A 9486-nucleotide genomic window follows, 5' to 3' on the forward strand; every position below is an offset into this window, starting at 1 on the left:
GCAGCCTCGTGCGCCGCGCGGACGGCTCCGGGCGGGGGCGGAGGGGCGCCGGGCGCCCCGAAACCGGGCGCAGCTGCTGGTGAGAGCTGGAGGTTGAGCTGCCCCGAGCCCTCCAGTGAACGCAACTGCTCCATGATCCGCTGGTAGTCGGCCGACGACCCGGGGCGGCCCGCGGCGTTGAGATAGGTCAACACGCCCAGGTCGCGCAGCAAGCGATCCGCGGGTCCACCCGGACCCCCACCGCCACCCGGCGCTCCCATGGGACTGCCGCCCATCATGCCCGCATTGGACATGGCCGAGTCAGCTTTCTGCTGCAGATCCATCGCCGCGGCCTTGGCCTTGTCGAGAAAACCCATGACAACCTCCGAATCGATGCGGCTGAACGTCCCAAACGATAGGTCCGGAGGGCGGCTTTCGCCTACGGTTTGTGCAAGAACGTCGGTGACCCCGCCGGCCATACGGAGAGGAACGCGAATGACCATCCACGGAAGCTTGTTCACCGATTTCCGAGAGAAGGAGACGCAGGACCCGTTCTCGCTGCAGAACAAGAAGATGTTGCGGGTGGACATGCGCTACGGCGAGGTGATGGCCCGGGCCGGCTCGATGGTCGCCTACCAGGGCGATGTGCGCTTCACCAAGCAGAGCTCCGGGCTGGGGCGGATGTTCAAGTCGGCGGTGACCGGCGAGGGCGTCACGATGATGACCTGCTCCGGGCAGGGCGATCTCTTCCTGGCGGACGAGGCCAGCGAGGTGCAAATCATGTATCTGCAGGACGACGCGATCTCGGTCAACGGCCGCAATGTGCTGGCCTTCAGCAACTCGATCCAGTGGGACATCCACCGCATCCAGGCCCGTGGCGCCGCCATGACCGGCGGGCTCTACAACGTCTCCCTGCGCGGCACGGGCTATGTCGCGGTGACCACCAAGGGCGACCCGGTGGCCCTCGACGTGGCCAGCAGCCCCACCTTCGGTGACGCCCAGGCTGTCGTGCTGTGGACGGCGGGCGTGCGGATGGACGTCCGCGTGGACACCGGTGGCATCGGCTCGATGATCCGCGGTGGCACGGGCGAGCTGCTGCAGATGGCCTTCTCGGGCCAAGGCTATGTCGTGGTCCAGCCGAGTGAGTCGGTCACCGACGGCGGTCACCAGCAGCAGTCCGGCGGCTCCAGCAGCATGCTGGGCGGCCTACTCAGCTGACGCCTGGCGGTCAGTGCCCGGGCTGGTCGCTCGGGTACTGCGCCGGGAAGGCCGTCGCGCCGTCGGCCGGGGCCGGCTGGTCCGCTGCCGGCCCGTCCGCGGCGGGAGCATCCGGCCGCTGCTCGGCAACCTTGTCCAGGCCGGTCCCGAGCGCCGCGCTGAACTTGGCGACCTTGTCGTGGTACTTGCCATCGGTGCGCTCGTCGACAAGCGTGGTGGCCTTGGCCACCCAGCCGTCGACCTTCTCGCGGTTGTCGTGAGTGAGCGTGCCCACCTGGGCGCGCACGCCGTCATACGTCTTCTGGGCGAACTTGCCGAATTCGTCGAGCCGACGCTCGAGGTCGAGGTCGTCGACAGCCTTCTTCAGCGATTCGTTCATGGCCATGGGGAATCCCCTCCTGCGTGGATCCGTAGCCGCCCGGTGGCGGCCTTACCGTGCCATTCAACGTGATCGGCGAGCGCGATTGTTCCTTGCGCCCGGCCTTCCGGCACCGATCCCCGGCGGATCCGGGGCAACCCTGAGCCCGCCTCAGTCCTCGCGCAGGCAGACCAAATGAGCGACGAGCGCCGTCCATCCGGTCTGGTGCGTGGCGCCCAACCCGGCTCCGGTGTCGCCGTGGAAGTACTCGCTGAAGGTCGGGTGCGCCTGCCAGAGGGGATGGGTCGGTATGTCGCGTGGATCGCTCGGGCGACGCCCGTCCGGTCCGATGCGAAACAGGCCCACCAGCCGGCGGTCGATATCGTCGGCGACCTCGGCGACGCCGATCAGCCGACCCGACCCCGCTGGGTACTCGACCTGGACATCGGCGGCCATGCCCCCGGCATACCGGCGCAAAGCGTCGGTGAGCAATACATTGACCGGGAACCAGATCGGGCCGCGCCAGTTGGAGTTGCCGCCGAAGAGGCGTGAGTCCGACGCACCCGGCACATAGCGCACGGGCAGGTCGGCACCCTCCAGTTGCAGCGTCGTGCCCTCGCGATAGGCCGCCGACATCGACCGGATGCCGCCGGGCGCGAGGAACTCCGACTCATCGACCAACCTCCGCAGCAGCCGGACCAGCCGGTCGGGCGTCAGGACCGAGAGAGTGTCCGGTGAGCCGTCAGCGAGGTGCACGAGCGCATCGAGCAACTCGGGCCGGCGCGCCTGCAGCCAGGCCCGGTGCCCGGTGAAGTCGGGCAGGGTCGCATCCACCCAGGCGGGCATATTGGCCACGCCGATCAGCGGCAGCAGCCCGACCATCGAGCGCAAGCGCACCTTCTGCGAGCTGCCGTCCGCAGCCACGACGACGTCGTAATAGAAGCCGTCCTCCTGATCCCAGAGCTCGACATTGTCGGAGCCGAAGAAGTCCATCGCCTCGGCGATCGCGAGGAAGTGCTCGAAGAATTTCGTCGCGACCTCGTCCCAGGCCGGCTGGGTGCGTGCCAACTCCCAAGCGATCCGCAGCATGAGCAGGCAGTAGAACGCCATCCAGCTCGTGGCATCCGACTGCTCCAGGCGCGAGCCGTCGGGCAGGGGCGCGCTGCGGTCGAAGGGTCCGACATTGTCCATCCCGAGGAAGCCGCCCTCGAAGAGATTGGAGCCTTCGGCATCCTTGCGGTTGACCCACCAGCCGAAGTTGAACAGCAGCTTGGTGAACACCCGTGTCAGGAACTCCTGGTCGCGACTGCCGTCGATGGTGTAGACCTGCCACGCCGCCCACGCGTGGACCGGCGGATTGACGTCGGAGAAATTCCATTCGTAGGCTGGCAGCTGACCATTGGGATGCATCGCCCACTCCCGGCACATCAGCACCAGTTGCTCCTTGGCGAAGTCCGGGTCGACGTGCGCCAGTGCCACGCAGTGGAAGGCGAGGTCCCAGGCCGCGAACCACGGGTACTCCCATTCGTCGGGCATCGAGATGACGTCGGCGAGCGAGAGGTGTCGCCAGCTGGTGTTTCGGCCCAGCGGTTGGCGGGCCAGCCGTTCGCGCGGCGGCGCGGGCTCGGCGGGGTCGCGCTCGAGCCATTGCCGAACGTCATATCGATAGATCTGTTTGCACCACTGCAGACCGGCGAACGCGCGCCGGGCGATGAAGGCGTCCTCGGGCGGCACGTCGGCGGGGATCACGGCGGCATAGAAGGCGTCGGCCTCGCCGTGGCGCGCGTCGCGGATGGCGTCGAAATCGGCGAACGGGTCGGCCGTGCGCACGTCGCCGTCGCGAATCAGCCGCAACCGGATGGTCACCGACTCCCCCGGCGCGACCGCGTCCCAGTGCCACCAGAAGGCGGCCTTGGTCCCGTGCCCGCGCCGCACCATCGAGGCATCGCCATGGACCACGGCCGCATTGATCGCGTCCTTGGGGTGCTTGCTGCCGCCGGGCACACCGAAGGTCGCCTGCTGGTTGGTCTCGTTGTCGCAGAAGAGGATTCGCGGCTCGGCGTCGGCGACGAGCAGGTAGCGACCGAGGTAGCCGTGCTCGGCGATGATCGCCGACTCGTCCTTGGGGCCGCGGGCCAGGCGCAGGCGCGGGACGCGCTCGTCGCGTCCCCAGGACCAGGTGTTGCGGAACCATAGGTGCGGCAACAGGTCGAGTGGCGCCGGGTCGGGGCCGTGGTTGGTCGCCGTGATCTCGACCAGGACATCCTCGGGGCCGGCCTTCGCATGGGTGACGAGCACGTCGAAGAAGCGCGAGTCGTCCAGCACACCGGTGTCGGTGAGTTCGAGCTCGTCCTGATCAAGCCCGCGAGCGGCGTTCTCGGTGACGAGGTGGTCATACGGGAAGGCGCGTTGCGGATAGCGATAGAGGACCTGGGCATAGGAGTGGGTGGGCGTCCCATCGATATGCCACCAGTACTCCTTGACGTCCTCGCCGTGGTTGCCCTGCGGATTCGTGAGGCCGAAGAGGCGCTCCTTGAGCCGGTCGTCGTGGCCGTTCCAGAGGGCGAGCCCGAGATTGAGGAAGCCGAAGCGATCGGTCAGCCCGGCGATGCCGTCCTCACCCCAGCGGTAGGCCCGGGTGTGGGCGTGGTCGAAGGGGAAGAAGCTCCAGGCATCCCCGTCGGCGGAATAGTCCTCTCGCACCGTGCCCCACTGCCGGCCGGCGAGATAGGGCCCCCACAGCCGCCACGGGCTGTCCGGCCGCTGCGCCTCGCTCAGCCGGGCGTGCTCAGCGGTGGGCGGCATCGGCTGATCGGTCACGGGCCCAGCCTGTCACCTCCGTTATCCGGATGCCGCAGGCGTGGGCAGCCTGTGAACTCCCTATGACTTCACGTGCTCGGCGAGGTGATTGTCGGTGGCGACGTTTAGAGTCCCGGACATGGATTGGCGTTTGGGTGCCGACAGCGGCCGCGCGGTGCAGACCGCCACCCGCTCCCCCGGCGCGCCCAGCCCCGCCGCTGCTCCGGCCGGGGCGTCCGCCCCCGATGGCCGTATGCCGCGTGCCCGCCGCATCCTGCCGCGTCGCGCCTGGCTGCCGTGGCTGGCGCTCGCCCTGGTGGGCGTCCTCGCTGTTGCCGCCCTCGTGCGCACCTTCGCCATCCCGGCCGAATACACCGACGCCAAGGCCCGCGCGGCCGCGAGCCCGATGGTCAGCAAGGCGATCGAGGACGCGGGGCGCCAACCGCCCGCTGCGGCAACGGCATACGGCAAGATCCAGCCGTCCCTGGTGGTGATCACCACGGGCGGCGGCGCGGAGCGCGGCCTCGGGGCGGGCTTCATCGCCAACGCCGACGGCACGATCCTGACGGCCAATCACGTCATCGACGGCGCGACCCGGATCGAGGTCCGCTTCGCCGACGGCACACGCACGACGGCGACGGTCGCCGAGGCGAAGCCGGAGAACGACCTGGCAACGCTCAAACCCGCTCGCCTACCGGATGTCGTGGTGCCGGCCACGCTGGCCGGCGCCGAGGGGATCGGCCAAGACGTCTACGCCGTCGGCAACCCGCTGGGACTGACCTTCTCGCTGTCCGCGGGGGTGATCTCGGCGACCGGGCGCGCCATCGAGACCGAGAGCGGCCCGTTGACGAACCTGATCCAGTTCGACGCGGCGGTCAACCCCGGCAACTCCGGCGGCCCGCTGCTCAACCGGGCCGGCAATGTCATCGGCGTCGTGACCGCCCTCGCCAACCCCTCCAAGCAACCCTTCTTCGTCGGCATCGGCTTCGCCGTGCCGATCGCCGCCGCCGGTGGGGCCGTCCGCGCCGCCCCGATGTGACCGTCAGGAGATTCATCGATGACCGAACCCGCCCCCACCGCCCGCCCCCTGGAGCAGACGCTCTACGAGGTCAAGAAGACGATCGTCGGCCAGGACGAGCTGGTGCAAAAGATGATCGTCGCCTTGCTGGCCCGCGGACACCTGCTCGTCGAGGGCGTCCCCGGGCTGGCCAAGACGCTGGCGATCAAAGCCCTTGCCGAGGCGATCGGCGGCAACTTCAAGCGCATCCAGTTCACCCCTGACCTCGTGCCCGCTGACCTCATCGGCACCCGCATCTACAACCAGCAATCCGGTCAGTTCCAGGTAGCGCTCGGCCCGGTCTTCGCTAATCTCGTCCTCGCCGACGAGATCAACCGGGCTCCCGCCAAGGTGCAAAGCGCGCTCCTTGAGGTCATGCAGGAGCGTCAGGTGACCATCGGCCGCGAGACCTTCCCGGCGCCGGCGCCCTTCCTGGTGATGGCCACCCAGAACCCGATCGAGTCCGAGGGCACCTATCCCCTGCCTGAAGCCCAGGTTGACCGCTTCATGCTCAAGGTCAAGGTCGGATACCCCTCTCCCGCAGAGGAGTTCGTCGTCGTCGAGCGGATGCTCGGATTGGGCGAGAAGACCCAGGCCGTGCTCGACCCGGAGCACCTATTGCGCCTGCAGAAGGCTGCCGATGCGGTCTATGTCGACCCCGGAATCATTCAGTATGCCGTTCGGGTCGCCGGCGCCACCCGCGAGCCGGGGCTGCTCGGCCTGCCGGATCTCGGGCGCTTGATCACCTTCGGCGCTAGCCCGCGCGCGTCCATCAATATGGTGCTCGCGGCACGGGCCCTGGCCTTCCTGCGCGGTCGCGACTATGCGCTGCCCGAGGATGCCCGCGACCTCGCCCTCGACATCCTGCGACACCGCTTGGTGCTCTCCTACGAGGCGCTGGCCGACAATGTCGACCCCGACGACATCGTCCGCGCGATCCTTGCGGCGGTCCCCCTGCCCGACGTCGAGGGCCGCCCCCGCGCCGCGGAGTCGATCCAGTGGCAGCCATCGACCTGAGCGCGGACGCCGTCCTGCGCCGCGTCGAATGGACCGTGCTGCGCCCCCTCGACGGGGCGCTGCAGGGCGATTTCGCGACCCTCTTCCGCGGCGAGGGCATCGACTTCCGCGAAATGCGTGAGTACGTCCCCGGCGACGACCTGCGCCGGATCGACTGGAACACCACCGCGCGCATGGACACGCCGTATGTCCGTGACTATTCCGAGGACCGCGACCTGACCGCCTGGTTGTTGCTGGACCGTTCGGCGTCGATGCGCTTCGGGCCGACCGGCCGTGGCAAGGACGCGATCGTCGTCGACCTCGTCGCCTGCTTCGCCCAACTGCTCGGCCGCGGTGGCAACAAACTCGGCGCGGTTCTCTTCGACGACGGTCCGGTGGCAACCATTCCGCCCCGCAGTGGCCGCACGCAGGTGTTGCGCCTGATCCATGAGCTAGGTCGACGCGAGCCCCGATCGCAGGCCACGACCGAGCTTGCCGGGCTGCTGCGTGCGGCGGTGGCCACTATTCGGCAGCGCAGCCTGGTCGTGGTCATCTCCGACTTCATCAGCCCGCCCGGGTGGGAGAAGCCCCTGCGCCAGCTCGCGCAACGCCACGATGTCATGGCTATCCAGATCGTCGATCCGCTCGAGCATTCCCTGCCCGATGTCGGGGTGATCGTCCTGCAGGACAACGAAACCGGCGACCAAGTGGTCGTCGACACTGGCGACGCGGGCTTCCGGTCCCGGATGGCCGCGCTTGCCGAGGAGCAGAACGACGCGCTGACGGCGACGATCCGGCGCACGGGGTTGACGCTGCAAACGATTCGCACTGACGAGGACCTGCTGGGTGCGTTCCTACGGATGGCGCACCAGCGGAAAATGAGCCGGCGATGACCTTCTCCGTGCCGTGGGCGCTGGCCGCGCTGCTCGCTTTGCCGCTGCTGGTGATCGCCTACCGCCGCGCGCTGGGCCGGGCCGCGCGCGATCAGGAGGCGCTGCGCCGGACGGGGCTCGTCCCGGTCACCCGCTCGGTGTCCCGGTGGCGGCACGTCGCGCCGAGCCTGTTGCTCGGCGCGCTGACCTTGCTCATCATCGGCGCGGCCGGGCCGAGAGCCACGCTGGAGACCCCGCGCCGCGAAGGCACCGTGATCCTCGCTTTCGACGTCTCCAACAGCATGCAGGCCGAGGATCTTGCGCCCAACCGATTGGCGGCGGCCAAGGTCGCCGCCAAGGCCTTTGTCGCCAAACAACCCGCCACGATCAAGATCGGGGTCGTCGCCTTCAGCGACACCGCCTTGATCACCCAGCAGCCGACCGACGACCCGCTCCAGGTCGACGCGGCGATCAACCGGCTCACCAGCCACGGAGGCACCTCGCTCGGACAAGGCATCTACGCCTCGCTGCAGGCCATTTCCGGCGGCAAGCTCAATGTCGATGACAAGCGCCTCAAGAACGACCCCGACAGCATCGACATCGGCTATTTCGGCGCGTCGGCGATCATCCTGCTCTCGGACGGCCAGAGCGACGCCCAACTCGACCCGCTGGCGATGGCGCGTCTGGCGTCGGTGGCGGGGGTCCGCATCGACAGCGTCGGTCTGGGCAGCCCGGAAGGAGCGAGCGTCACCGTGGACGGCGTGACCCAGCAAACCGCCCTCGATTCGGCCGCTCTCCAGGCCATCGCCGATGCGGCGAACGGCCGCTACTACTCAGCGGTCGACAGCGACGCCCTCACCGCCGTCTACTCGTCGATCGATCTGAAGTGGACGAGCGTGCGTGAGGTGACCGGGCTGGCGCCCTACTTCGCCCTGCTCGCCATCCTGGCGGCGGCCACCGCGATGATCGTCTCGATCGTTCGCACTGGGCGAGTGATCGCGGCATGAGATTCGGCTGGCCACTCGCCCTCACCGCGCTCGTCGCCGTGCCGGTCCTCCTCGCCCTCTATCTCTGGGCGCAGCGCCGGCGCCGGCCGACCGCGATCCAGTACTCCAACGTTGCGCTCGTCCGTGCCGCGGTCGGCGCGAGGAAGCGCCGGTGGACCAGGCACCTGCCGATCGCGTCCATGCTCCTCGGCCTGGCCGCGCTCGCGGTCGGAGCCGCGCGGCCCACGGCGACCATGCAGGTGCCCACCAACCGCACCTCGATCATCGTGGCCCTTGATGTCTCGCGCTCGATGTGCTCGGTGGATATCGAACCCAATCGCCTGGTCGCCGCCAAGAGCGCCCTGCGCGACTTCATCAAGGCGCAGGACCCCAGCACCCGCATCGGCTTGATCGCCTTCGCCGGGTATGCCGAGCTGGTCACTCCGCCGACCACCGACCGTGACCAGTTGCTCACCAGCGTCGACGGACTCGCCACCGGGCGAGGCACGGCGATCGGGGCGGCCATCCTGAAGTCGGTCGATGCCATCGCGAGCATCAACCCCGCCGTCAAACCGGTTGGCCCCGACGAGGCTCCCGAGCCGCCGCCAGATGACAATGTGCCCTTCCCCGCGCCCGTCCCGAAGAACGTCAAGCCGCCCACCACCGAGCCGGTTGCCGATGTCGTCGTCCTGCTCACCGACGGCGCCAACACCCGGGGCGTCCTCCCCCTCGCTGCCGCCGCGATCGCCGCCGACCGGGGCGTCCGCGTGTATCCCATCGGTTTCGGCACCACCAATCCGACGCACATGGCGTGCACCGCCGACCAGCTCGGCGCCGATGCCTTCGCCGAGGGCGGCCCTTATGGTCGGGGCAACGCCGCGCAGTTCCTGGTCGTCGACGAGCCGACGCTGGAGGCCGTGGCCATGGCGACCGGCGCGTCCTATGCCCCGGCAACGACGGGCAAGCAGTTGTCCTCGGTGCTCAGCTCGGTGCCCAAGGATCTGATCCTGACCACCCAGCGCGTGGAGTTGGCTCCCGCCTTCGCCGCCTTGGGGGCGCTGCTCCTGCTGCTCGGCGCGGCCATCGCCGCCCGCCAGCGCACCTTCCCGTGAACTGCTTACGCCGCTGCGGACCTGGTGGCACCTGGCCGTCATCGAATACCGGAACCGCCCGTCGAAAGGCCGGTTCAGCCCCGTCGAAAGGCCGGTTCAGCCCCGTCGA

Annotated in this window: 9 protein-coding genes; 6 read left to right on the forward strand and 3 right to left on the reverse strand. The window is 68.9% G+C overall.

Translation table 11 applies throughout. The features are described 5' to 3' along the window. The coding region (locus tag PKH97_RS09790) for a hypothetical protein (protein ID WP_324387222.1) at positions 1–356 on the reverse strand (356 nt) is incomplete at its 3' end. 118 nt (positions 357–474) lie between these two features. On the opposite strand from PKH97_RS09790, the gene PKH97_RS09795 reads away from it, so the two are divergent. After that, positions 475–1197, forward strand: a complete 723-nt coding sequence (locus tag PKH97_RS09795) for an AIM24 family protein (protein ID WP_324387223.1) — start codon at positions 475–477, stop codon at positions 1195–1197. 10 nt (positions 1198–1207) lie between these two features. On the opposite strand, the gene PKH97_RS09800 is transcribed toward PKH97_RS09795, so the two are convergent. Beyond that, positions 1208–1582 carry an Rv0909 family putative TA system antitoxin gene (locus tag PKH97_RS09800; protein ID WP_324387224.1) on the reverse strand — a complete coding sequence of 125 codons (375 nt, stop codon included), beginning with the start codon at positions 1580–1582 and terminating at the stop codon, positions 1208–1210. A 144-nt stretch (positions 1583–1726) separates the two neighbouring features. Then, entirely contained in the window at positions 1727–4375 is a 2649-nt protein-coding gene (locus PKH97_RS09805; RefSeq protein WP_324387225.1) for a glucosidase, read from the reverse strand. A 118-nt stretch (positions 4376–4493) separates the two neighbouring features. On the opposite strand from PKH97_RS09805, the gene PKH97_RS09810 reads away from it, so the two are divergent. Genes PKH97_RS09810 through PKH97_RS09830 form a run of 5 tightly spaced genes read left to right on the forward strand, consistent with a single transcriptional unit; the run spans position 4494 to position 9377 of the window. Beyond that, entirely contained in the window at positions 4494–5393 is a 900-nt protein-coding gene (locus tag PKH97_RS09810; protein WP_324387226.1) for a trypsin-like peptidase domain-containing protein, read from the forward strand. An 18-nt stretch (positions 5394–5411) separates the two neighbouring features. After that, entirely contained in the window at positions 5412–6428 is a 1017-nt protein-coding gene (locus PKH97_RS09815; RefSeq protein ID WP_324387227.1) for a MoxR family ATPase, read from the forward strand. Then, the gene (locus PKH97_RS09820; protein ID WP_324387228.1) at positions 6410–7300 is read left to right on the forward strand and encodes a DUF58 domain-containing protein; all 891 of its coding nucleotides are present in this window, start codon (positions 6410–6412) and stop codon (positions 7298–7300) included. The genes PKH97_RS09815 and PKH97_RS09820 overlap by 19 nt, the downstream gene beginning before the upstream one ends. After that, positions 7297–8286 carry a VWA domain-containing protein gene (locus PKH97_RS09825; RefSeq protein WP_324387229.1) on the forward strand — a complete coding sequence of 330 codons (990 nt, stop codon included), beginning with the start codon at positions 7297–7299 and terminating at the stop codon, positions 8284–8286. Before PKH97_RS09820 ends, PKH97_RS09825 begins: the two co-directional genes overlap by 4 nt. Next, positions 8283–9377 carry a VWA domain-containing protein gene (locus tag PKH97_RS09830; protein ID WP_324387230.1) on the forward strand — a complete coding sequence of 365 codons (1095 nt, stop codon included), beginning with the start codon at positions 8283–8285 and terminating at the stop codon, positions 9375–9377. Before PKH97_RS09825 ends, PKH97_RS09830 begins: the two co-directional genes overlap by 4 nt. The last annotated feature ends 109 nt before the right edge of the window (positions 9378–9486 follow it).

The organism is Nostocoides sp. (assembly GCF_035343835.1).
Taxonomy (GTDB): Bacteria; Actinomycetota; Actinomycetes; order Actinomycetales; family Dermatophilaceae; genus Nostocoides_A; species Nostocoides_A vanveenii.